The sequence below is a fragment of the Streptococcus parasanguinis genome, from assembly GCF_964238605.1.
Lineage (GTDB): Bacteria > Bacillota > Bacilli > Lactobacillales > Streptococcaceae > Streptococcus > Streptococcus parasanguinis_AJ.
Window position 1 is genome coordinate 15,550 of the sequence record NZ_CAXSMM010000009.1, and the last position, 22,309, is coordinate 37,858.

At 45.0% G+C, this 22,309-nt stretch carries 22 protein-coding genes; 3 read left to right on the forward strand and 19 right to left on the reverse strand.

The window, feature by feature from the left end:
* Positions 1-383: 383 nt before the first annotated feature.
* A complete protein-coding gene (locus ACESR9_RS07415) occupies positions 384-986 on the reverse strand; it encodes a hypothetical protein (RefSeq protein ID WP_003015343.1) in 603 nt (200 codons plus the stop codon).
* Between the two features lie 211 nt (positions 987-1,197).
* Here ACESR9_RS07415 and ACESR9_RS07420 point away from each other — a divergent pair, with 211 nt between their 5' ends.
* Together ACESR9_RS07420 and ACESR9_RS07425 are read left to right on the forward strand one after the other, a co-directional pair.
* Complete coding sequence (locus tag ACESR9_RS07420) at positions 1,198-2,115, forward strand: helix-turn-helix domain-containing protein (protein ID WP_003015436.1); 918 nt, start codon at positions 1,198-1,200, stop codon at positions 2,113-2,115.
* Positions 2,116-2,619: 504 nt separating this feature from the next.
* The gene (locus tag ACESR9_RS07425; protein WP_003015375.1) at positions 2,620-3,789 is read left to right on the forward strand and encodes a CynX/NimT family MFS transporter; all 1,170 of its coding nucleotides are present in this window, start codon (positions 2,620-2,622) and stop codon (positions 3,787-3,789) included.
* 86 nt (positions 3,790-3,875) lie between these two features.
* Here ACESR9_RS07425 and ACESR9_RS07430 read toward each other — a convergent pair whose 3' ends face one another.
* The 11 genes from ACESR9_RS07430 to ACESR9_RS07480 all read right to left on the reverse strand — a co-directional run bounded on the left by ACESR9_RS07430 (position 3,876) and on the right by ACESR9_RS07480 (position 14,779).
* Positions 3,876-4,994, reverse strand: coding sequence for a VldE C-terminal domain-containing protein (locus ACESR9_RS07430; protein ID WP_373106209.1), 1,119 nt, complete (start codon positions 4,992-4,994; stop codon positions 3,876-3,878).
* Between the two features lie 485 nt (positions 4,995-5,479).
* Positions 5,480-6,103 carry a V-type ATP synthase subunit D gene (locus tag ACESR9_RS07435; protein WP_003002380.1) on the reverse strand — a complete coding sequence of 208 codons (624 nt, stop codon included), beginning with the start codon at positions 6,101-6,103 and terminating at the stop codon, positions 5,480-5,482.
* Positions 6,104-6,106: 3 nt separating this feature from the next.
* The gene (locus ACESR9_RS07440) at positions 6,107-7,492 is read right to left on the reverse strand and encodes a V-type ATP synthase subunit B (protein ID WP_003002370.1); all 1,386 of its coding nucleotides are present in this window, start codon (positions 7,490-7,492) and stop codon (positions 6,107-6,109) included.
* On the reverse strand, positions 7,479-9,269 hold the full coding sequence (locus tag ACESR9_RS07445; RefSeq protein WP_041826169.1) for a V-type ATP synthase subunit A: 1,791 nt from the start codon (positions 9,267-9,269) through the stop codon (positions 7,479-7,481). The genes ACESR9_RS07440 and ACESR9_RS07445 overlap by 14 nt, the downstream gene beginning before the upstream one ends.
* 33 nt (positions 9,270-9,302) lie before the next feature.
* Positions 9,303-10,007 (reverse strand): GNAT family N-acetyltransferase, encoded by a 705-nt coding sequence (locus tag ACESR9_RS07450; RefSeq protein ID WP_373106210.1) that lies wholly within the window; start codon positions 10,005-10,007, stop codon positions 9,303-9,305.
* Positions 10,004-10,324: a V-type ATP synthase subunit F gene (locus tag ACESR9_RS07455; protein WP_003009443.1), complete on the reverse strand. Its 321-nt coding sequence runs from the start codon at positions 10,322-10,324 to the stop codon at positions 10,004-10,006. The genes ACESR9_RS07450 and ACESR9_RS07455 overlap by 4 nt, the downstream gene beginning before the upstream one ends.
* Complete coding sequence (locus ACESR9_RS07460; protein WP_373106211.1) at positions 10,305-11,324, reverse strand: V-type ATPase subunit; 1,020 nt, start codon at positions 11,322-11,324, stop codon at positions 10,305-10,307. The genes ACESR9_RS07455 and ACESR9_RS07460 overlap by 20 nt, the downstream gene beginning before the upstream one ends.
* 9 nt (positions 11,325-11,333) lie before the next feature.
* A complete protein-coding gene (locus ACESR9_RS07465) occupies positions 11,334-11,924 on the reverse strand; it encodes a hypothetical protein (RefSeq protein ID WP_373106212.1) in 591 nt (196 codons plus the stop codon).
* Positions 11,925-11,994: 70 nt separating this feature from the next.
* Positions 11,995-12,474, reverse strand: a complete 480-nt coding sequence (locus tag ACESR9_RS07470) for a V-type ATP synthase subunit K (protein WP_003009435.1) — start codon at positions 12,472-12,474, stop codon at positions 11,995-11,997.
* A 30-nt stretch (positions 12,475-12,504) separates the two neighbouring features.
* On the reverse strand, positions 12,505-14,466 hold the full coding sequence (locus tag ACESR9_RS07475) for a V-type ATP synthase subunit I (RefSeq protein ID WP_373106213.1): 1,962 nt from the start codon (positions 14,464-14,466) through the stop codon (positions 12,505-12,507).
* Entirely contained in the window at positions 14,456-14,779 is a 324-nt protein-coding gene (locus ACESR9_RS07480; protein ID WP_024055125.1) for a hypothetical protein, read from the reverse strand. Before ACESR9_RS07480 ends, ACESR9_RS07475 begins: the two co-directional genes overlap by 11 nt.
* Positions 14,780-15,072: 293 nt before the next feature.
* Here ACESR9_RS07480 and ACESR9_RS07485 point away from each other — a divergent pair, with 293 nt between their 5' ends.
* The gene (locus ACESR9_RS07485; RefSeq protein ID WP_373106214.1) at positions 15,073-15,912 is read left to right on the forward strand and encodes a MurR/RpiR family transcriptional regulator; all 840 of its coding nucleotides are present in this window, start codon (positions 15,073-15,075) and stop codon (positions 15,910-15,912) included.
* Between the two features lie 97 nt (positions 15,913-16,009).
* Here ACESR9_RS07485 and ACESR9_RS07490 read toward each other — a convergent pair whose 3' ends face one another.
* From ACESR9_RS07490 to ACESR9_RS07520, 7 genes are all read right to left on the reverse strand, one after another.
* Positions 16,010-16,897, reverse strand: coding sequence for an ROK family protein (locus ACESR9_RS07490; RefSeq protein WP_070586618.1), 888 nt, complete (start codon positions 16,895-16,897; stop codon positions 16,010-16,012).
* Between the two features lie 15 nt (positions 16,898-16,912).
* Positions 16,913-17,830: a dihydrodipicolinate synthase family protein gene (locus tag ACESR9_RS07495; protein ID WP_037608222.1), complete on the reverse strand. Its 918-nt coding sequence runs from the start codon at positions 17,828-17,830 to the stop codon at positions 16,913-16,915.
* A gap of 31 nt (positions 17,831-17,861) precedes the next feature.
* Complete coding sequence (locus ACESR9_RS07500; RefSeq protein WP_373106215.1) at positions 17,862-18,509, reverse strand: DUF624 domain-containing protein; 648 nt, start codon at positions 18,507-18,509, stop codon at positions 17,862-17,864.
* Between the two features lie 21 nt (positions 18,510-18,530).
* Positions 18,531-18,983, reverse strand: a complete 453-nt coding sequence (locus ACESR9_RS07505; protein ID WP_003015325.1) for a NanQ anomerase/TabA/YiaL family protein — start codon at positions 18,981-18,983, stop codon at positions 18,531-18,533.
* Positions 18,984-19,057: 74 nt separating this feature from the next.
* Entirely contained in the window at positions 19,058-19,897 is an 840-nt protein-coding gene (locus ACESR9_RS07510; protein ID WP_003002334.1) for a carbohydrate ABC transporter permease, read from the reverse strand.
* Between the two features lie 15 nt (positions 19,898-19,912).
* Positions 19,913-20,800, reverse strand: coding sequence for a carbohydrate ABC transporter permease (locus ACESR9_RS07515; protein ID WP_003009412.1), 888 nt, complete (start codon positions 20,798-20,800; stop codon positions 19,913-19,915).
* A gap of 182 nt (positions 20,801-20,982) precedes the next feature.
* Complete coding sequence (locus ACESR9_RS07520; protein WP_373106216.1) at positions 20,983-22,299, reverse strand: extracellular solute-binding protein; 1,317 nt, start codon at positions 22,297-22,299, stop codon at positions 20,983-20,985.
* Positions 22,300-22,309: the final 10 nt, after the last annotated feature.

Here is a 22,309-nt window from a genome sequence, read left to right on the forward strand (position 1 = left end):
ACGTTCCTTATTACCTTAGCAAACGTTAGTGAGCTTAGGTACATTGATGCAGTTCGAACGACAGTGAGAACTACGATCCTTATAATACTTAATGAGGTGAACTCAGAGAGTTCAACCGAATTTAGAGATATTGATGCAGTTTGAGCTAAGCGAAAACTACGTTCCTTATTACCTTAGCAAACGTTAGTGAGCTTAGGTACATTGATGCAGTTCGAACGACAGTGAGAACTACGATCTTTATTTCCTTAGCGAACGTTAGTGAGCTTAAGTACATGGATGCCTTGCGGAACTACTTTTTACAGGACAACAAAATAACCTCCACGAGAGCTCTGGTTTTTGATCATGACTCTTGGGAGGTTTTTTCATCTTTTATCTTTTTGACATTACATATCTTTGTGGATACGATAAGTATTGTAAGCAGTGACTACATTAGCAACGGCACTGACCCTTGAGCTACGTGCGATATCGGCTTGTAGGGCATTGGCCTCCTCTTGCAGATTCACTTGCGTTTCATGAAATTGTTGCATTTCAAGCAGATTATAGGCTTCTGGCAAGGTAGAGGCACGGCCTTCTGCAATTAAGTTATATAGTCGGAAGAGGTCGTGGTAATTGTAAAATTTTTGCGGGAAACCTTGCATCCCTTGTTGGTAGGCTGGTTGGCTGATTTCCTGGTTATAAAGAGCCCGGGCATTGGCAAGAGCTTGCTTGGCTGGGGCTACAAATACAAAATATTTGATCGCAATCAACCCACCCATCAATCCGAGCATTAGTAGAAAACCGTGCATCAGGTGACTTTGTTCTAAGAGAAAAATCGTAAAAGCAAAAAGAAGATTGAGGGCCAGTGTGACCGTGATTGGCCCATTGAGTCTCTTCGCTGCTTTATTTAAACGGTTTTGTTGCCGTTGAACTTCATCCCAAGCAACTGCTGCAGGGGCTGTTAGCACGCGCTTTTCATCTAATAGCTGTAAAATTTCTTGTGTCGTCATTGTCAAACTCCTTTTGTTATAAGCTTATCTTCTAGAATTGACCTTATTTTATCAAAAATCCCTTCCTAAAAAAGGGCCATGTAAACTATAGTTTCATTTTTCTTAAAAATCGAAGAATTTCTAGTTTTTTTGTCAAAAATTAAACTCAGAGTTTAATTCCAGCCTTTTTTGAGGTATACTAATGGTATGATAATTGAAAGGAAGTTCCCCTATGTCCTCATCTTCGCCATTTGGTCCAACATTTCGTAAGATTCGTGAAGCACGCGGTCTTTCTCTAAAAGAAGTCGCTGCAGATATTGTCTCTCCTCAGTTCCTCAGCCAATTTGAGCGTTCTCAAAAAGGAGTAACCATTGAGACCTTCTCTCGCCTCTTGCTGTCTATGGGGGTGGATTGGGATACCTTTTTGTCCCATTATCCTGGCTTAACCATTCAAAATTTCAGCCCCATTTTGATGAAACACATCAATCAAGAAAACATGGATTTTCTGTCCATTATTGAGCGCTTAAAGCACGAAAAATCACCTGTTGCAGAGGAAAACAAAGAACTCTGGCAACTCTATTTGCGTTCGCTTGAAATCAATGTCAATAACGCGATGGGAAAAGAGATCCACCTAGAAGACGCACCTGTCTCGATTCAACGAATCGCTCAAGAAGTGCCTTTTGCCTATCAAAATGAAATTGAGCAAGACTTTACCATTGCTCTTTTGTCTGTCTTGCCCTATGAAGTCGTCGCTAAGATTCGAAAGGAATCCTTGGAACTTTTTGAAAGCAGTTATTCAGCTTACTCTGCCAATGCATTGGCCTCTTTGCTGTTAAATCTAGCCAACTATCTTATTAAAAAAGAACTCTACTTAGAAGCTCTGAATTTTCTTCAATCGATTAACCAGCTTCGCAAGCGCAAACCGATTTTAAACACCAGTATTTCCATGCAGTTAGAATTTATGCAGGTCTATGCCCTCCTTGGCTTAAATGACAAGGAAGGGGTTTACCGTGCCAAGCAGGTCCTAAAAGCCCTGGAAGGTTTGATTGCACTCGAAAATTTCGGAAGCCCGCTTGTTCAGATCAAAACAAAATTCATGTTGCGAGTCAACGAACTCAACAAAACCGGCATTGATTTCTTCAGCGAATAAAGGCATCTCAGACTTTAGACCGATTCTTTCAATCAGCGCCTTTTCTTAAGATTTCTTTAAGCAAACCGCCTTATAATAAAACCATCAAATGAAGACCTCCTGACTTTGTTTGATAGAAAATCCTAAACTTTTTCATAATAATCTCCCTATAAGAGCCACCAAAACCGGTGGCTTTTTCTACGTACCTTAGTGAGTCAAGTCCAATAGAGACGTAGACGAACTTAGGTACATTGACGCAGTTCGAACGACAGTGAGAACTACGGTCTTTATAATACTTAATGAGGTGAACTCAGAGAGTTTAACCGAATTTAGAGATATTGATGCAGTTTGAGCAAAGCGAAAACTACGTTCCTTATTCCCTTAGCGAACATCAGCGAGCTTAGGTACATTGATGCAGTTCGAACGGCAGTGAGAACTACGTCCCTTCTCCTTCATTTGTACAAATACTCCAATTTATGCTCGATCTATGTTATAATGAAGGGAATTTTTGTCTGAGGAGGATTTATGAAAAAAACACATTCTATGCTATTCATCCCGGGCATCATTATGCTTGGGATTGTTTTACGAACACCATTTACTACGCTTCCGACGGTCTTGTCTGACATCGCTGCTGGTTTGGGGGTAGATGTGAGCTCTCTGGGACTATTGACTAGCTTACCACTTCTCACCTTTGCCATTTTCTCACCTTTTGCGATTCAATTTGCTAAAAGGTTGGGGATTGAGCGCCTCTTTTTCCTAGTTTTGATCGTGATTACGATCGGATCTGCCATTCGGATTATCAATCTTCCCTTTCTCTATCTGGGAACCATCTTGATTGGAGCAAGTATTGCCTTTCTCAATGTGCTGCTTCCAAGCTTGATTCAGGCCAATCGGCCTAAGCAACTCGGTGTGCTAACGACTCTCTACATCACCTCTATGGGGATGTCCACAGCGATCGCCTCTTCTGTGGCCGTTCCGATCACCAAAGCCACTTCTTGGCAAGGTTTGGTCAACATCTTGACAGCCTTATGTGCTCTTGCTTTGGTCATCTGGATTCCTAACCTTCGCTACAACCACCATCTAAAAAAGACAGCTACTACGGAATCTAGTAGCAAGTGGTATACCAATAAATATGTTTGGGCTATCATGATTTTTGGAGGCTTGCAGTCACTGCTTTTCTACACAAGTATGACTTGGCTTCCGACCATGGCTGTTCAAGCTGGCCTTTCAAAGGTTGAATCTGGACTACTGGCCTCCGTGTTCACCCTGATCAGTCTCCCATTCTCCTTAACGATCCCAAGTTTAACGACACGGTTATCCGATCGCAATCGACGCTTGATGCTTACGATTGTTGTCGGAGCAGGGATTCTGGGGGTAGCCATGCTCTTAATCCCGACTAGCAACTTCTTCTACTGGTTGGTATTAAATGCCCTAATTGGAAGTTCCGTTAGTTCGCTCTTCCCTTACCTCATGGTCGCTTTCTCCATGAAATCCAGCACACCTGAAAAAACAGCTCAACTTTCCGGTCTTGCTCAAACAGGAGGCTACGTCTTTGCAGCCTTTGGTCCCATCCTCTTCGGCTACAGCAAATCTCTCTTTCACTCTTGGACACCTGCCATTCTTATGCTCCTGGTCTTAACCATCATCATGGCCATTGCTCTTTATCAGGTGGAAAAAGTCGATCATATTTTATAACCATCGTCTGGCTGGAAGATTCGTCTTCCGGCCTTTTTTGTGTATACAAAAAAAGAACTAGGCACTTGTCCTAGTTCGAAGTTTTATTATCCGTTAAATGAGATATGTACGTGATCGTAGTGGTTTGCTGTATCTCCACCACGGTCTGGCATTTGGTTCCATGTATTAGCTGGTCCGTAAATGTTGTCGACTGGCATGTAGAATTGTTGTTTCCAGATAACATATGAGATACCTGCACGGTCCATGTTGTCAATAGCATATTGGGCAACTTGATCCCCGAGTTGTGAACTTGTTGGTACCATTACGTCCACTGCAAGTCCTTTACCATGATCGTCTGGATCCCCTTCACGGTAACCACCAATGTTTGTGATACCAAATTTTGCAGCGATTTCTTGACGGAAAGCTTGTGCTTGTGGTTGAAGGTGTGGATCATTTGGAATCGTATTTCCACTTGCTGGAGTTGATGCTACTGGTTGTACTTCAGGGGCAGCTGCGGGTTGTGCTGCCGGAGCTTCCTCTGCTGGAGCTGGTGTTGTTTCAGCAGGAGTTTCTGCTGCTGGAGCAGATTGAGGAGCTTCTGCTGGGGCTGCTTCTTGATTTTGAATTGCAACATTGACAGCTGGAGCACCGTAGTTTGGTGTTTCTGGAACAGCTGGTTGAGCTGGTGTTTCTGCTCCTGAGACAGCAATTACAGGAGCTTCCGCTGGAGCTTCTTGAGTGCCCGCTGCTGGAGCAACTGGAACAGCTTTGTTATCTTCGTTTACTGGTTTAGACAAATCGTTAACAGCTACTGTTTGGTCATCAACTGTCACTTGGTTTGTTGTCAAGTCAGCACTTGCAACGGTTGCATCTGTCGCACCTGCTTGAGGAGTTTGGATTTCAACTGAAGTTACTTCTTTTTGATCATTTACTGTTGTTTTCAAAACAGTACCTGGGTAGATCAAATCCATGTTGCTGATGTTGTTCAAGTTTGCCAACACATGTACATCGATTCCAAGCGCTTCTGCGATCGAACTCAATGTATCACCATATTTGATGGTATAAGTTTGTTGGTTTTCACCGCTTTGTTGGATATCATGTTTGATTTCATCTACTGAGCGAGCTACCCAATCTTCAAGTGTTTCTGCAGTGGCTTTTGTAAATGGAATCACTGCAAGAGCTACTGTTGAAGCGATCAAGGCTTTCGTATTAACTTTTAATTTCATCTTTTATCCTCTTTTTTCTTTGTTTTTTTGCTCAATATTTTCTTGAACAAATGAACTACTACTCTATCTTATCACAATTTAAAAATAATAAAAGGTCTTTTTGTCTATTTAACAAAACTGTATTTTTCTTGTAATATTTCGTCTTTCTTGTCACATTGTTACAAACTAGTAACATAAAAATAGGGTAGTGGAAGAAGAGTGAGAGGGTGCAAAAAAGCCTCATCCAGGAGCCGTTCCTCGATGAGGTTCTTGTTTTTTTAAAGTAATTGAGGCCGGGCTGAAAAGCTGGGTGAAAAACGCAAACTGTAATAGTACTAACTTCAAAGGCACAGTAGCTGATTGGATTTTTCTCTCACTTTAAGAGCTCGGAAAAATCCTAATCAGCCTTGTGGGGGCAGGACAACGAAGCATTCTATACAACAGTGCTTCTGTCCTGCTCCCTATTTTCCTTTGAGTTGCTTAACGGCTTTGTATCTTGATGTATCTTATTTTACCTTCATGATTCTGACGAGGTTGGCGCGTTCGGCTTCTTCGAGTTTCATTTCGATATAATAGATAGTCTCTTTGAGGTCTGGGATGGTCGCATACTCGAGTCCGTTCACTCGACGGCGGGTTTTCTCGATTTCATCTGCCATGAGTTGGCAGCTTTTTTCGATTTCCGCTAACTTGAGCAAATCTGGGAGTAGATCCCCCATTTCTTGGATCGTGCTATCCATTTGACTGTTGGAGGCGAGGTAGCTATAAACCACGTCCCCTTCATCATCTCCGTATGGATTATCGATACGGGCATGGAGCTTGGGCACGCGCACACTCATGACATTTTCTTCCTCGATATGGAGCATCACTTCTCGCGTAGGAACGGCAAAGATTTCTTCCACCATGAGGTCGCTCTCTAAGGACTTGGCCATCACGAAATCTTGCATATTGCCCACAAGCGCTGCCTCCACCTTTTGGCGCAGACGATTATTCTCACGCACAGCTTCAATAAAACGGCGCATAAGTTCATCCCGCTTATCCTTGAGCAACTTGTGCCCCCGGGTTGCTGTCTTGAGGCGCTCTTTGAGAATATTGAGCTCCATCCGAGTTGGTTTTACATTTAATCGTGCCATAGGCTAATCCTCTTTGTTTGGCAGATACTTGTCAATCATCTCATCCTTGATCCGTTTAAGCTCTGTTCTTGGAAGGATGGATAAGAGTTCCCAACCGAGATCCAAACTTTCCTCAATCGTCCGATTGGTAGTGAAACCTTGGTTGATGTATTCCTGCTCAAAGCGGTCCGTAAATTTAACATAGAGCTTGTCGGTATCTGACAAGGCAGATTCCCCAAGCACTACAGCCAGTTCTTTGGCTTGTTTTCCTTGGGCGTAAGCCGCAAAGAGCTGGTTCATGGTCGCCGCATGGTCTTCCCGAGTCTTGCCTTCACCAGAACCCTTGTCCTTCAAACGAGAAAGGGATGGAAGAACATTGATCGGTGGGCGGTAACCACTATTGTAGAGATCGCGGGACAGGATAATCTGACCCTCTGTGATGTAGCCTGTCAAGTCAGGGATAGGGTGGGTGATGTCATCTTCTGGCATGGAGAGGATCGGGATTTGGGTCACAGATCCTTTCTTTCCAACCAAGCGTCCTGCACGTTCGTAGAGGGTTGAGAGGTTAGTATAGAGGTAACCTGGATAGCCCCGACGACCTGGAACTTCCCGGCGGGCAGCAGATACTTCCCGAAGGGCCTCACAGTAGTTGGTCATGTCGGTCATGATAACCAAGACGTGCATGTCTTTTTCATAGGCCAAATATTCGGCGGCTGTCAAGGCGATCCGAGGAGTCGCAATCCGTTCGATAGCTGGGTCATTGGCTAGGTTGATAAAGAGGACAGAGCGGTCAATGGCACCTGTCTCCCGAAGGTCGTTCATAAAGAACTCGGCTTCTTCAAAGGTAATTCCCATGGCCGCAAAGACCACGGCGAAGTTTTCTTCCGAATTAAGAACCGTCGCTTGACGAGCAATCTGAGCCGCCAACTCCTTGTGAGGAAGACCAGAACCTGAGAATACTGGGAGTTTTTGGCCCCGAACCAAGGTATTCAAATGGTCAATGGCTGAGATTCCTGTCTGGATAAATTCATCCGGATAGTCCCGCGAAACAGGGTTAATAGCTTGTCCATCAATGTCCAAGTACTTCTCTGGGATAATCTCTGGACCGCCATCGATGGGTTTCCCCATCCCGTTAAAGATGCGTCCGACCATGTCTTCAGACACAGGAAGTTCTAGGGGACGTCCAGTAAAGCGGACCTTGGCTTTTTCCAAGTTGATCCCGCTAGATCCTTCAAAGAGCTGGACCATGGCCTTATCTTCTTGGACTTCGAGGACTTGTCCCTGACGGGTCGTTCCATCATGAAGCTTGATTTCTACTAGTTCATTGTAGTGAACCCCTTCGACCTGATCGACAATCATCAAGGGGCCAACAACTTCGCTGACAGTACGGTATTCTTTAATCACGCTCATTGTCTACTCCTCCTTTTGCGACGATTTGGTGTAGGGTTTCTACGATTTCTTCTTTCAGGGCTTGAATGGTTGCCAACTGATCCTCATGGATGAACTTGCTCCGGGCAATGCGGTCTCGAAGAGCCACGGTTCCTTCCATGATTTCTGTGAAATAAGCTCCCAATTCCAACGCTTTTTGACTTTCTTGGTCAAAGGTCAAAATGTTGGTCAACAAGGCCACCTGCTTGCTGAAAGAGGTATAGGTATCGACCTCATCAAAGGCGTTTTGTTGCAGGTAGTCTTCACGGATCATCTTAGCCGCATTCATGGTCAAGCGGTCTTTTTCAGACAAGGAATCTAGACCAACCAAGCGGACGATTTCTTGCAATTCACTTTCCTTTTGAAGCAAATTCATAGCGCGGGTCACTTTTTCAGACCAACTGATTTGTTCATGTAGATCGATATAGCGACCGACTTCATCTTGGTAAAGCGAATAAGAACTCAACCAGTTGATGGCTGGGAAGTGACGACGTTGGGCCAATTGAGCATCTAAGCCCCAGAAGACCTTGACAATCCGCAAGGTATTTTGGGTCACCGGCTCTGAAATGTCTCCACCTGGAGGGGAAACGGCACCGATGGCGGTAATCGAACCTTCACGCGCAGTGGTTCCGAGTGTCTTAACCCGACCTGCACGCTCGTAATATTCAGCAATCCGGCTACCAAGATAGGCTGGGTAGCCTTCATCCCCTGGCATTTCTTCTAGACGACCAGACATTTCACGGAGAGCTTCTGCCCAGCGTGAAGTCGAATCCGCCATGATGGCAACGGAATAGCCCATATCACGGAAGTATTCGGCAATAGTAATCCCTGTGTAGATGGAAGCTTCCCGCGCCGCTACCGGCATGTTCGAAGTGTTGGCGATCAGAACGGTCCGTTGCATGATGGATTGACCAGTCGTTGGATCGATCAATTCTGGAAATTCATTCAGAACGTCCGTCATTTCATTTCCGCGTTCCCCACAACCAACGTAAATTACGATGTCTACATTGGCAAACTTGGCCACCTGGTGTTGCACAACTGTTTTTCCAGCTCCGAAAGGACCAGGAACAGCTGCAGCTCCACCTTTAGTCACAGGGAAGAAGGTATCGATGACCCGTTGACCGGTGACCAAAGGCTCTACTGGAATGAGTTTTTGTGCAAAGGGACGGCCTCGACGAACCGGCCATTTTTGCATCAGGGTTCCAGTAAAGAGGCTACCATCTGCCTGCTCGATCTCATAGACTGGCTCTTCCACTGTGTAAGAACCTGCTGCGATCTTGGTCACACGTCCACTCACACCAAAGGGTACCATGATGCGGTGCTCCACCATATTGGTCTCTTGAACGGTACCGACGATGTCTCCTGCAACCACTTCTGTCCCTTCAGTCACGCTTGGTTCGAAGGCCCATTTGGTGTCCCGATCTAGATTTGGAACTTGCACCCCACGAACCAAAAAGTCACTGGCAGTCACTTCTTGGAAGCGTTCCAAGGGGCGTTGGATCCCGTCAAACATCTGAGAGATCAAGCCTGGTCCCAATTCAACAGAAAGGGGAGCTCCGGTTGTGACCACTGGTTCTCCTGGACCGACTCCAGATGTTTCTTCATATACTTGGATAGAGGCTTCATCCCGCCGCATCTCAATAATTTCGCCAATCAAACCAAGATCGCCGACCCGGCAAATGTCTTGAATATTGGCCTCCTGCATCCCTGATGCGACCACCAAGGGACCGGAAACTTTGATAATTTTTCCTTGAGTCATGTATTCCTCCTGGGAATCCTTTGTTTCTTTGTTTTACTTTTGTACTATCTCTCTTAGAGATTGCTTTTGTTGGCCATTGGCATCGAAATTACTTGGATCCAACCAGGCTTCGAAGCGCTGTTTGATAGCTGGCCATTCTTGGTCAATGATAGACAACCAGTCTGTATCACGGGTACGACCTTTATAAACAATAGCCTGACGGAAACAGCCTTCATAGGTGAACCCTAAGCGCTCAGCTGCTTTGCGAGAAGCTTGGTTTAAAGCATCGCATTTCCACTCATAGCGGCGGTAGCCTAAATCTTCAAACACGTAGCGCGCTAACAGATACTGGGCTTCCGTAGCCATGCGTGTTTTTTGGAGCGCTGGCGAGTAGGTCACTGCTCCGACTTCGATCACCCGATTAGCTTGATCGATCCGCATGAGAGAGAAAGTCCCCAAAGCCTTGCCTGAATCTTTGTCTACAATGGCATAGTAAAAGCGACCTTGGGCTGTCATAAGATCATCTAATAAGTGGTCCCACTCCTCCTCATTGCGGGCAGGGCCTTTGAACAGAAAGGTCCACATCGCTGCTGGAGAGTCCGGCCCGTAGACCTGATAAAGATCTGCTCCATGTTTTTCTTTTGAGAGGCGCTCGATCACGGTATAGCGACCTTCGATCTGCTCAATAGCTGGCAGACGCCCTGGTGTAAAATCCGGCAGTGCATCGCCAATCGCTTGGCCAAATTCATTTGTTCTCATAAAATATCCTGTCCTACTGCTTTTTCGACATTATCACGAATCCGCTGTTGGCCGAGTCCCGTAGTTCCTCTATGGGTCGGGATAAGGATCAGAGCCGGAGTCAGCTGCTGGTCGTAAAAAGCCACTGTATCTGGAATAGCCTGAGCAATATCCTCTGTCAGGTAGATAATCCCGAAGTTTTCCCGACTGAGTTTTCGCAGGGTATTGATCGCTTCTTGTGGCTCTGTGACCGGATAGGTTTGAAAGCCAATCAGGCGAAAAGGAAGGATGGCGTCCCGATTGCCCACAACTGCGATCTTATAGGTCTGTTTGTCCATAAATCGGTCTCATCCTTTCTTTGATGTCTGCTAGCGGAAAACCATTGTCTAAACCAGAGAGGACCAAACGAAGGTTGGTCACCTCTAACTCTTTTCCGTAAAGATAACGAACAAAGGGTAGGGGTCCATCGACTTCAAAACGGCCAGCGTCTAGAAGACTGAATTTCACCAAACTCTCTAAATACTCCAACTCTACGGTCTTTAGTTGACCAGTGCGCATCTTTTCTTCATAAGTCTCTAAGGCGAGATCGTAGTCCAGCGGATTGACTTGATAAAACCAGGTCAACCACTGACCGGATTCTAACAGGTCGATCACCTGATGGGCACTAAGGCTCCCTTCATCTGAGAGTAATTGGTGCATAAAGCTATGCGGTTTTTGCTGATCCAAGGCCCGCTTAACTGTAATCGCATTGTAAAAGTCAATGGTCACGTCCACCAACTGCTTCAGAATCGGATGATATAGACTGTCCCCTAGGTATCTCAGGTGTTTAAAATAAGCTAAATCCATCCCGATTTCGAGAACCCGCAAGTCCTGATAGTCTTGGAATTCTTGCCAGGTTGCAGCCACTTCTTCCGCCATAAAGGCCGGACAATGCTCTGCAGAAAAGGTCGCCACCAAATGCTCGAGCACATCGAGAGAATAAGGACCGATAGGGATTAATAAGTGCCCCAACTTGCGCTCTGTCGCCTTATGTTTTAGATAAACCTTGAGATTATGATAGGTGTATTTCAAGGTAAACAGGCTAACCAAGTCTGGCTGAGGGCTTACCTCAAAAGCCCATTGGTATTCTGCCAACAAGGCTGCCATCAGACGGGCTTCAAGGGCTGATAAATCCTTGATCTCCTGGCTATCTAGAGCATAAGGTGTCCCTTGTAGCAAGCCTTCTCGACTCTCGCTTGAGGGACTTGCAAGCAACTGCTCGAACTGACTGGGACTGAGAAAACTAGCCTCACGTACGCTGATTCCTGTATTGACTTGAGAATAGGTCCGTTCGCTCATTGCAACCTCCTAGTTCTCTTCATCTGTGAAAATGCTGGCTGCCATCTGGTAGCTTTCTTGCTCCCAAATGGAATCCACCAAATCACGGTAGAGATAGTTGTCATCAACCTTCCCAACCGACAAGACAAAGCCTGCTTGAGCTGGGATCGTTGCATCTGCAACTGTCACATTCTGATGCGTCTGCTTCAATCTCTCGAGAGCTGCTGAATCAAATTTAGCAGCGCTCACCGCTCCAAAGGTCAGGGTCACAACTTGTCCCTGATAGCGATCTAAGACCGTATCTACAAACTGCATTTCCTTTTCAAGGGGCCAAGCCACCATCGCTTCATAAGCATCCGCAAAGAGATCCTTTAAGACTCGTTGCTTGGTGACAAGGGTTGATTGGCGTTTTTTATTTTCGATTTGTTGGGTTTCACGTTGCAATTGACGTTGAATCCGCTTGAGCTGCTCGGAGCGTTGATTGAGTTTGTCTTGGATCAAACGCTCTTCTTGTACAGTCTCTTCTTTTAGGATGGTTTCCTTGGCCTCTTCTAAGAGTTTACGCCCTTTTTCGTGGGCTTGGGCCAAGATCGAATCCTTTAATTGGGTTTGTTCATCCATATCGTTTTTTCTCCTATTGCATGCGTCTTGTGTTTTTCGCCTCGCGAGGCGAATCCATCAAAGCTAGCTCTTAGCCGACGCGTAGGGTCAATAGGAAGGACACAACGAAGGCCAAGATGGCGTAGGTTTCAACCATGGCCGCAAGGATAACCCCTTTCATCATGTCTTCAGGGCGTTTGGCCAAGATTTGCATCCCTGCTGTCGCAACATTTCCTTGGTGTTTGGCTGAGAAATAACCAACAATCGCAACTGGAAGAGCTGTAAAGAAGTAAGCAACCCCTGTTTCAAGTGGCATATCTGGCTTAATTTGCAACCAGATCAAGATCCCGATAACGAAACCGTACAAACCTTGTGTACCTGGCAACAATTGCAAAATCAAGGCTTGGGCAAATTTTTCAGGTTGTTCTTTCAAGAGTGCTGCTGCTGCTTGACCCGTTTTACCAACCCCAAGGGCAGATCCCATTCCACTAAGTGCAACGGCGATCGCCACACCAAACGCTGCAAAGAAGGCGCCCCCATGGGCTGAAAAATATGATGCTAAAGATTCCATGAATATACTCCTATTTATTAAAGATAATACTTATTTTTTTGTTTTAATATAGCGTTCAGAAGGTTTGAGAGGACGAAATGGCTTGCCTCCTCCTTCGTAGAACTTACCGAAGAACTCCACAAAGATCAAACGGGCTCCATGCACATATCCTGACAAGAAGGACAGGAACATATTAATGGCATGTAGGACGATAAAGAGCAGAAGCCCTACCGTAAACCGTCCAAGCGGTGGGAAGAGATTGACAATGAGGTTAAAGGCCGAACCGATACTAGCTCCAGACAAGCCCAAGGCCATCAAACGAGTGAAGCTGACCAAGTCTCCGACATAGCCACTGACATTGTAGAGGTTAAAGAGACCAGAGGCTAGACCGGACAACTTCTTGGCACTGACAATGGAAACAATCAAGATCCCAATGGCATTCAAAATAGCCAGCCACTTGCCAATCGGAACTAGAACGCTCATCCCTGGCAAGATATTGCCTACTGCTAGAAGCATTAAGCCAAGTAGGATCAAGACCCAAGCAAAGCCAGCATTATAGGCTTCGGTGTAGTCTTTGAGGCGAACATTTTTCATTCCTCCTAGGAAGAGGCCCACTAAGACGGTGATAAAACCAAAGACCACTGAGAGGATCAGGATGGTCATGGCGTTGCTGGTCGTACTGATCAGGGCGAAAGGCATCTCAAATCCAAAGAAAGAGCCATAGACCACACCCCAAAGGGCAACTGAAATTCCGAGGAGACTGAAGAAACGAAGGTTCTTGGCTGTACCAGGCTTGAGCTTGAAGGCTTTAAGGGCAAAGCCTGTCGCCAAGGTTAGCAACAGTCCATAACCGATATCTGCGACCATCATGCCAAAGAAAACAAAGTAGAAGAGAGAAACGATTGGTGTCGGATCTTTCTCGTAATACTTAGGCAGGGCGTACATCTCTGTGACTAATTCAAAGGGCTCTACCAAGGCATTATTTCGCAACTGGATCGGAACGTCATCCCAATCTTTTTCCGTCACATCGCGTGTCTCTAGTAAGACCCGAGAACCAAAACCTTCTTTCAAGAAGTCTCGTAATGAGGCCACTTGGGAGGTTTCAATCCACCCCTCTAGAGCTACCAAGCTTTGCGTGCTGGCAAGAAGCGACTTGGCTTCCTCCCGAGCTCCCGAACTCAGCAAGTAATCCATCTGGTACTTGAGCTGGTCCAGCTCCTTCTGGGAGTTTTGTAACTCGGCTAGGGTTGCTGCAACTACAGCGTCTTGCTCTTTGATTTCCCCTTCTAGGCGATCCAAGTAGGCGGCCGGGACCTGCTCTTCTTCATAGTCCAATTCTTTGAATCCATGGTCTTCTAGAAGCTCCTGAACAGCTACACGATCTCCTGAACGATACAAGATGACATAGCCGTGTTCGGTTTCAGATGTAAAGACTTCTTCTAACTCCAGCTCAGGATGAGCTTTTAAGGAAGAACGAACAGCGTCTGTATCGCTATTGGGAATGGTCCCGATCAAGCCATGCACATAGTGAAAATTAGCGAGAGCAGCTGGCGTCACCTCTAACGGTCGCCATTTTTCTAAGCGCTCTATCTCTCCCTTTGCATCCGCAATCTTCTGACAAGCCTTGTCTAACACGCGCAATTGGCGTTTCAACTTGGTCAATAGGAGATCCTCATCTCGAATCATCCCATGGGCCTGCAAGTCATCAAAAGACAAGCTTAAGGGTTCTTCCTTCAGGGCTTGCAGGGCCTTTTTCTCAGGCATATAAGGCTCCAGAGTCTGAATCATTTTTTCAACTTGTTCTTGACGTTTTTGCAGCTCTACCAAAGCTTGACGATTGTCCTCTGTCAAGGGTTGAGACAAGGTATTTGCCTCAAAGGCAGCCTGCCATTCTTCATGCTCACTGAGGTCATAAATCTGGATTTTTGCCTCAGACTGTAGCGCTAGTAGGAGACTGTCCAAGTCATCTTTGGGCAAGATGAGGGACAGTTTTTGCATCTGACTAACGGCCATAGCTTGCTACCACCTTTTCTACAATGGCTTCAACTAGCCCAGCTCGTTTATCGGTCATCGCCTCTTGTACCCTGGCATCATTGCGCGCAACCGTTTCTTCCAGATCTTTCGTTAAACGGACGAGTCTTTCCTGGGCGTTTTTTTCTGCCTCTGTGACCAATTGCTTGGTTTCCTCATCGTAATGCTGTGCCACTGTTGCAAGTCGATCGCGCGAATCCGTTCGGATTTGTTCAACTTGAGCTTCATAACCTACGATCACGCCCTGAGCAGCTTGCTCGATCTCTTGCATCATCTCGAGTGTTGCATTCGACATCGTCACACCTCCTTATTCAACTATTGTTCTTCCAACAACAGTACAATTATCTTAAATTATACCACAATTCATATCGTTTGTTCAGGCCCAACCGGGAATTTTCAGAAAATTGTGGACAACAAATAAGACCTTAGTTTCAAGTTTGGTAGCGTTCTCTTCTTTTCTCCTATCCTGTTCCTAGTTTCAGTATTTCTTGATTTCTTTTACTTGAATAAAGCGGTTACCCATGTTATAATGTGTAATATATTATAGGAGCATCCTGTTATTTCATCTCGTGAGAAAGGAGGATTGCTGTGAAACAAGATCAAGATTTACGCGCCATTATCGCCAGCTATGAAGCTGAGTTAACAGATATGGAACGCGACATTGCCCAATATTTTTTATCATCGGAAGCACGACAGCACTCCCTGTCCTCTTCTCGTGTAACGGAGTTACTCCACGTCTCAAAGGCAGCTTTAACGCGTTTCTCTCAAAAATGTGGTTTTTCCGGCTATCGTGAGTTTGTCTATCATTTTAATGAGGAAACAAAGAATCAAAAACAGGTGCAAGAGCATGACGAACTCACTCTCAGCGTCTTGCAACGCTACCACCATATCAGTAACGTCACTGAAAGTCTGGTAAAAGATTCTCAATTAGATCAGGTAGCTGAACTAATCGATCAAGTAGACCGAGTCTATTTCTTCGGGATCGGTAGTTCCGGATTAGTCGCTCGAGAAATGAAATTGCGCTTTATGCGATTGGGCGTCGTTTGTGAAGCCCTGACTGATCAAGACGGCTTTGCTTGGACGACCAGTATTCTCGATTCCTCTTGTTTAGTCATCGGTTTCTCATTGTCAGGAGGCACCAACTCCATTACAGATAGTCTCCTGGACGCCAAAGAAAAAGGGGCTAAAACGGTTCTTGTGACCGCTAACCCGGCTGCCATCCACCAAGGATTTACAGAAGTGTTACCGGCCGCACCTCTTCCTAGTAGTACCTATATCGATCGAATCTCCGCCATTTTACCACTCCTCATTGTGGTCGATTTGATCTATGCTCATTTCCTTAATAAAAGTCGAGAACAAAAGGAAATTGTCTTTAATAGCTACTGGGAAAACAAAAAACTTTCTAATCAACGTTCTCGAAAATCTTAATATGGTCTCCCTATTTAAAAAGCATGAAAGATCAGGCTTTCTTCATCTTTCATGCTTTTTTTGATGAATCAAAAACAAGTCGCCAACGCGACTTGTTTTATGTTTCATGTTTTTGTCTAAAGTGATAGTAAGCCCCCAACATACCTGCGGCGTTTTGATGGTGGGCAAATTCCAAACGGATCTTATCTGCTAGGCTAGGAACCAGTTCGGCACACAGGGCTTGATAGATTTTTGGCTTGAGGATGGCTTCCTGAGCCATAATCCCCCCTCCAAGAACGATGACCTCTGGATTGACCACATAGGCGATATTGGCCAGTCCTTTTCCGAGATAGGCCACCATCCGATCAATTCCAGCCATACAGATCTTATCTCCCTCCGTTGCCTGCTTGAAGATCCGGCGACCATTCCACTGTTCCACAGGATCACCATGATGTTCTGCCACGTACTCGACCAAAGCCGTCGTTGAAGCTAGATCCTGAAAGGCACCGTCTGGCAAATGAAGATAGCCAACCTCACAGGCTGAATTGCTAAAACCATGAAAGACCTGACCATCAAGCAAGAGGCAACCGCCGATCCCCGTCCCAATTGTCAGGCAAACAGCATTGTTCGATCCTTTTGCATGGCCTGTAGTGACCTCTGCGAGACCAGCACAGTTGACATCATTTTCAATCTCGCAAGGGATCTGAAAGGTCTCTTCGATTTCCTTTTTGAATTGGGTGCCTGCATAGTTGGGAATTTGCGGGCCAGCATAAAAGATTTCTCCCTTATCAGGATCGACCATTCCGGCCGAAGAAATCGCAACCCCTGCCAAGGGATGCTTCTTCAAATAACGGGCTACGATTTCCTTTGTTGTGTTAAGAATGTGAGGTCCTCCTTTTTGGGCCTCCGTTGGCATTTCATGGGTCTCTAGGAGTTGCCCTTTTGCATCGGCTAGACCATACTTGATACTGGTCCCTCCGATATCAATTACAACATATGGATTCATCTAGACCTCCTTTGATCAAAGGAATCTGGCTTTTGTGTCCTGAATGAGTTGAGCAGCACGTTGAATCACTTCTTGATCCGCTTCTACTACTGGCGTCAAAGGGGAGCGAACAGATCCCAAGTCCAAACCTTCATTGATGCGCAAAACCGCTTTGATGACTGCATACATATTGCCATGAGCAGACGTCAAGACTCCGATAATGTCATTGATGGCAAACTGTAGGGCACGCGCAGTCTCTAAATCTTTCTCAGCAATCAGCTGATTGAGCTTCAAGAAAAGTTCTGGCATCGCACCATAGGTACCACCGATCCCAGCATGCGCTCCCATGAGACGGCCACCTAGGAATTGTTCATCCGGACCATTAAAGACGATATGGTCATCGCCTCCTAAAGAAGCAAAGGTTTGAATGTCCTGAACAGGCATCGAAGAATTCTTGACCCCAATCACCCGTGGATTTTTCAACATTTCCTTGTAAAGACTCGGTGTCAAAGCAACCCCTGCTAATTGCGGGATATTATAAATGACGAAGTCTGTATTGGGTGCGGCTGCACTGATTTCGTTCCAGTAGTGGGCAACACTGTATTCTGGCAAGCGGAAATAGATCGGCGGAATGGCCGCAATGGCATCCACTCCTAATTCTTCCGCATGTCGTGCCAATTCCACGCTATCCTTGGTGTTGTTGCAGGCTACGTGAGCAATGATGGTCAATTTCCCTTTAGCTACTGCCATCACTTCTTCTAGAATCAGCTTGCGGTCGGCCACGCTCTGGTAGATACATTCGCCAGAGGATCCGTTGACATACAAGCCCTGCACACCTTTCGCGATAAAATATTCTACCAGCGCACGTACCCGCTCCGGGCTAATTTCTCCTTGGTCATCATAGCAGGCGTAAAAAGCGGGGATGACTCCTTCATATTTTTTTAAATCTGACATTTTTTCTCCTTTTGTCACTAATAAATTCATTTTATTCTTGGTACTGGGCAAAAATCTTTTCCATTAATCCAACTTGTGCAAAAACCAAGCTTGAAAAGCCGAACAAGAAAAAGATCATGAGTCCCAATAGGAAAGCTAAAACCGAGCTTGCAAGAGCCATACATAGAAGTAAGAGAGCACTTCCCATGACGAAGAACCAAGGAAAATGTAAGCCTGTCACAATCATGGCTTTTTGCAAACACTCTTTCCAATCCAATTGGTAGCGGGCCGCAATAGGATAAGCAGCCAATAAGATCAACACAAGAAAGAGAAAGAGGCCTAAACAAATGGTTTTCAAAGCTTGGAAAGCTAGGGAAGTTTGCCCCCAAAATAAGAATAAATCAAAGAGACAAATACCTGCAACAATCAGTTCTAAACTTCCTAGTTGCAAGCCTATTTTCCAATTGTCCCGAAAAGCCTTCGCATAACTACGAATCACCGGAACACGACGCTGGTGCTTAATGGCAAATAAGGTCTGATACAAACTAATTTTCGCAATTCCAATCGTGAGAACTGGTAAACAACTTAGCACAAATAAAAGATTAACAGTTACCAAGTCGAGGACCTTCTCACTAATACGCATCACTACATTGTCCGTGTTAAAAACGGTTTTGATCAATCCTGCCCCCTTAGATGACATAGGCACTCCTTTCTAACGTGATCAATCGATCGCAATTTTAAATAGATATTTTTTCACGATATCTTCTTGCCCTGCATAGCCATTGGGTTGGTGAGGCTCCCCTGGAAAGAAAATCGCAAAATTATGATAGCCTAGATGAAGCGGATAAGACTCCTGGCAATGGACAAAACCGATGTCCGATGCTTCATCAAATGCGATAGCCTCACCTGTCACACGAGATCCATAACTCGAAAACTCATGCCCTTCTACTAATAGATGCAAATCGGCATATCTTTTGTGGTGTTCAAAGCGATCATTTTCTGCTTTGTTGAGGGTATTTTCTTGAACGACGAGAAAGACCTTATCCCCATCAATATCGTATCTCCCCAATTCAAAAGAATCCTTCCGATGCTCATATAGAAAGTCAATGGCCTGATCCAGATTGGGGTGGATCCCTTTGTAAAAGGTGATGTTTTTTAAATCATCAAATATCATATTCTCATCCTTTCGATACTTCTCAGCCTAGAAAACCGATCTGTACACAACTATCGTTTGTCCAAGCAGACGACTTATCCTTTGACCGCTCCCATGGTAATCCCTTGTGTAAAGGATTTTTGGAACACGAGGAAGACCGTAACGATTGGCACTGCAGCTAGGGCTGCCCCAGCCATGATCAAGCCATAGTTGGTGGCCATTTCAGCCTGCATGGTTGCTACCCCTAAGGAAATGGTCAAGTTTTGCCGAGAGGTCAACATTACCAATTGCATAAAGTAGTCGTTCCAGGTGTTGATAAAGGTAAAGATGGCAAGGGCTGCAAATCCCGGCTTGACAATTGGGAAGGCAACGCTCCAGAAAGTCCGTAACTCTCCACAACCATCGATCTTAGCAGATTCTAAGAGTTCTGTTGGGATGTTTTCACTAAATTGCTTCATCAAGAAGACCCCGAATGGCCATCCGACCAATGGTAGAATAACCGCTGCAAGGGTATCATGGATCCCCATAAAGTTAATAATCCGTACCAATGGAACTAAGACAACTTGTTTCGGAAGGGCCATAGCTGCAATGAAGATGGCAAAGAGAATTCGTTGCCCATAGAAGCGTTTCTTAGCCAAGACATAACCTGCCAAGGAAGAGGTCATACACACCAAAAGCATGGTTGCAAGGGAGATGAAGACACTATTCCACAACCATTGTAGGGCTGGGTTTTGTACCATCAACTGTTGGAAGTTTTCCATGGTTGGTGTCTTTGGCCACCATTGAGGTGGGATCATAATGGTATCTGGTTGAGACTTAAAGGCCCCTGTCAAAATCCAATAAAATGGGAAAATGAACAAGACTGTCAAAAGGAGCAAAATGATCGTTGAAATCACTGTAAAGGCAGTGATGGGTTTCTTTTGTGTTGGTTTCATCTGAGGCTCCTTTCTTTAGTATTCTACGTCGTTTCCGAGGATCTTGAATTGCGCAAAACTGATAATGGCAATCATCACCGCAAGGAATACACCCATGGTGTTGGCATAACCGTATTCAGAGAGTTTAAAGGCTTTTTCATAGAGGTAGTACATAAGGGTACTCGTTGAGTAGTTAGGACCACCGGATGTCAACAATTGGATCAAGGCGAAACATTGGAAAGAGTTAATGGTCGTAATGATGGCAATGTACAAGGTTGTTGGCAACAAGCTTGGCCATTTGATCTTCCAGAAAACTTGAAATTCTGTCGCACCGTCGACACGCGCTGCTTCTACGAGAGAATTATCAATATTTCCCATAGCTGCGATGTAGAGGATGATCGGTTGACCAACAGAGGTGGTCAACAAGATGATAATGATGGCCATCAAAGCCCAGTGCTTGTCCCCCAACCAAGAAATGTTTTGGTTGATGACATGTCCAGATTTCAATACAAAGTTCAAAATCCCTGATAGCGGATCATAGATCCATTTCCATACAACCGTTACCGCTACACTCCCTGTAACAACTGGAAGGAAGAAGACGAAACGATAGAAGGAACGCGCAATGGCATTTTGATGGTAGGTCTGAGAAGCCACAAACAAGGAGAACAATACGACGATCGGAACCGAGCCGATAACGATGATGACAGTATTGATCAAGGACTTCACAAAGACCTTATCCGCAAACATGCGGGAATAATTTTCTAAACCGACAAACTTGAAGGATGTCATAGAATAGTTGAAGAAACTTGTCACAAAGCCCATGATCATGGGGGCTAGGACAAAGACCGTAAAGAAGATTAAAATGGGTGCTAGGAATGCGTAGGAAACGAGTGTCTCCCTCATTCGGATTTTGTTTACCTTCACAGTAAGGCACCTCCTAGTGTTCTTTTTCTATTTTCTTTTCTAAATATATCTTACGAAGTAAGAAAAGAAGATCCAGCAAGAATGAAGACCCCTTCGTTCCATTCCAAGTAGAGAGATACGGATTCGAAGGGGCCTGCATATTCTCGTTTCTATGAAAGACTTAGGTCCGCTTCATAGACTGATTATTTTTTCGTAATGGTTTCGTTTGCTTTTTCAGTAAAGGTCTTCAAAGCTGGTTCTGCTTTTTCATCCCCGTTTGAAACAGATTGCAACATTGGGAACCATAGGGTCCGCATTTCTGCAAAACCGTTGATTGTGTTGTAGTATGGTGAGTAGTATTTTGTCCAAGTGCTGATGGTTTCCATCCGTTTGTCATCGTACAACTTACCAAATGAACTACGAACTGGGAAGGCTCCTGTACGCACAACATCTTTTGGACCCCATACTTTGTCGTCTGCGATGAACTGTACAAATTTCTTAGCAGCAGCAATTTTCTTTTCATCTTTATTATTGAAGACCGCAAATCCATTGATAAGGTATTCCAATTTTGGTTTGCCACTATCAGATGGGAATGGCACTTCTACTACTTCGACTTTATTTGCATCCAACAATTTAGCTTGGATACCGTTTTGTGAAGGTGCCCACAAGATGGTGTAAGAAGTTTGACCGTTAGCAAAGTTTTGGATGTCTGCTCCACCATCAAATTGAGAACCGTTCATAAGCAAGCCGTCTTCAATCCATTTAGAAGCTTTTTCTAAACCTTTGACAAATTTTGGATCATCTGTTGTATACTTGGTTACTTTTTCATCTGTTACAGAACCACCGTAAAGGTTGGCGATAAAGGCACGAGTCCCTTGGTCTCCACCTTGACCGTTACTGAAGAGTGATCCTGGTGTGTAACCTTTGTCTTTCAAAGCTTTCAAGACTTTTTCAAAGTCGTCTGTTGTCCAGCCTTCTTTGACAAGGTCTAGCACTCCTGCATCTTTGAGCATCTTTTTGTTCATCGCCATGTAGAATGGTGCTGAACTGATTGGGTACATGTAGGCAGTGTCACCAGCTTTACTAGCTTGGATGATATTGTCGTTGTTGACATCTTTTACAAAATCTTCTGTAAAGAGGTCGTTCAAGTCAGCCAATTTACCATTTTTACCATACTGAATGATCCGTCCAGGTGCATCAAAGAGCACATCTGGAGCAGTTCCTGCTTCAATAGCCGTTGTGATCTTTTCAGGACCTGACTTGAAGTCAATCGTTTCCAAATTCACGTGGATATCTGGATTTGCTTTTTCAAAAGCTGCAATAATTGATTTTTCGTAGGTTCCGACACCATCTTCTGCTTTTTCTTGAGTAAAGACTGGGAATGCCCACCAGGTAATTTCTGTTTTACCAGAATTTCCACCAGAAGATTCTGATTTTGATCCTCCGCCAGAGCCACAAGCTGCGAGTGCTAGAAGAGCTGCACCAGCTACCAACGAGCACAATACTTTTTTCATTTTCATGTGATTTCTC

What these genes read in the sequence shown, in the direction of transcription:
- ACESR9_RS07475 (WP_373106213.1), bottom strand. Translation starts at nt 14,466, where the DNA reads ATGGCCGTTAGTCAGATGCAAAAACTGTCCCTCATCTTGCCCAAAGAT.
- ACESR9_RS07445 (WP_041826169.1), bottom strand. Translation starts at nt 9,269, where the DNA reads ATGACTCAAGGAAAAATTATCAAAGTTTCCGGTCCCTTGGTGGTCGCA.
- ACESR9_RS07425 (WP_003015375.1), top strand. Translation starts at nt 2,620, where the DNA reads ATGAAAAAAACACATTCTATGCTATTCATCCCGGGCATCATTATGCTT.
- ACESR9_RS07480 (WP_024055125.1), bottom strand. Translation starts at nt 14,779, where the DNA reads ATGTCGAATGCAACACTCGAGATGATGCAAGAGATCGAGCAAGCTGCT.
- ACESR9_RS07435 (WP_003002380.1), bottom strand. Translation starts at nt 6,103, where the DNA reads ATGGCACGATTAAATGTAAAACCAACTCGGATGGAGCTCAATATTCTC.
- ACESR9_RS07465 (WP_373106212.1), bottom strand. Translation starts at nt 11,924, where the DNA reads ATGGATGAACAAACCCAATTAAAGGATTCGATCTTGGCCCAAGCCCAC.
- ACESR9_RS07440 (WP_003002370.1), bottom strand. Translation starts at nt 7,492, where the DNA reads ATGAGCGTGATTAAAGAATACCGTACTGTCAGCGAAGTTGTTGGCCCC.
- ACESR9_RS07415 (WP_003015343.1), bottom strand. Translation starts at nt 986, where the DNA reads ATGACGACACAAGAAATTTTACAGCTATTAGATGAAAAGCGCGTGCTA.
- ACESR9_RS07510 (WP_003002334.1), bottom strand. Translation starts at nt 19,897, where the DNA reads ATGAAACCAACACAAAAGAAACCCATCACTGCCTTTACAGTGATTTCA.
- ACESR9_RS07430 (WP_373106209.1), bottom strand. Translation starts at nt 4,994, where the DNA reads ATGAAATTAAAAGTTAATACGAAAGCCTTGATCGCTTCAACAGTAGCT.
- ACESR9_RS07505 (WP_003015325.1), bottom strand. Translation starts at nt 18,983, where the DNA reads ATGATATTTGATGATTTAAAAAACATCACCTTTTACAAAGGGATCCAC.
- ACESR9_RS07420 (WP_003015436.1), top strand. Translation starts at nt 1,198, where the DNA reads ATGTCCTCATCTTCGCCATTTGGTCCAACATTTCGTAAGATTCGTGAA.
- ACESR9_RS07520 (WP_373106216.1), bottom strand. Translation starts at nt 22,299, where the DNA reads ATGAAAATGAAAAAAGTATTGTGCTCGTTGGTAGCTGGTGCAGCTCTT.
- ACESR9_RS07450 (WP_373106210.1), bottom strand. Translation starts at nt 10,007, where the DNA reads ATGAGAACAAATGAATTTGGCCAAGCGATTGGCGATGCACTGCCGGAT.
- ACESR9_RS07495 (WP_037608222.1), bottom strand. Translation starts at nt 17,830, where the DNA reads ATGTCAGATTTAAAAAAATATGAAGGAGTCATCCCCGCTTTTTACGCC.
- ACESR9_RS07490 (WP_070586618.1), bottom strand. Translation starts at nt 16,897, where the DNA reads ATGAATCCATATGTTGTAATTGATATCGGAGGGACCAGTATCAAGTAT.
- ACESR9_RS07470 (WP_003009435.1), bottom strand. Translation starts at nt 12,474, where the DNA reads ATGGAATCTTTAGCATCATATTTTTCAGCCCATGGGGGCGCCTTCTTT.
- ACESR9_RS07460 (WP_373106211.1), bottom strand. Translation starts at nt 11,324, where the DNA reads ATGAGCGAACGGACCTATTCTCAAGTCAATACAGGAATCAGCGTACGT.
- ACESR9_RS07500 (WP_373106215.1), bottom strand. Translation starts at nt 18,509, where the DNA reads ATGTCATCTAAGGGGGCAGGATTGATCAAAACCGTTTTTAACACGGAC.
- ACESR9_RS07455 (WP_003009443.1), bottom strand. Translation starts at nt 10,324, where the DNA reads ATGGACAAACAGACCTATAAGATCGCAGTTGTGGGCAATCGGGACGCC.